Origin of the sequence: Leifsonia sp. SIMBA_070, from assembly GCF_046534635.1 — a bacterium.
In the GTDB taxonomy this organism is placed as follows: Bacteria; Actinomycetota; Actinomycetes; order Actinomycetales; family Microbacteriaceae; genus Leifsonia.
In genome coordinates, this window is record NZ_JAWRYK010000236.1 from 1 (window position 1) to 274 (window position 274).

1 protein-coding gene is annotated in these 274 nt (G+C 66.1%); it reads left to right on the plus strand.

Features of this window, described 5'->3' with window-relative positions; genetic code table 11:
* The coding region (locus tag SB754_RS20175) for an FAD-binding oxidoreductase (RefSeq protein WP_410784151.1) at window positions 1-274 on the plus strand (274 nt) is incomplete at both ends.

The following is a 274-nucleotide window of genomic DNA, read 5'->3' on the forward strand; positions in this document are numbered from 1 at the left end:
TACCCTTTGGCCACTTCGGTGAAGGATGCGTGCACCTGCGCATCTCCTTCACGCTGGGCACGGACGAGGGAGTGGCGGTCTTCCGCGCCTTCATGCTGGACGCCGCGGCCACCGTTGCCCGTCACGGCGGCTCCCTCTCCGGAGAACACGGCGACGGACGGGCCCGCTCCGAATTGCTCCCGCTGATGTATTCGCCCGCCGCACTGGCCGCCTTCGAGAAGTTCAAGGACATCTTTGATCCGGAGCGGGTGTTCAACCCCGGCGTCCTGGTACG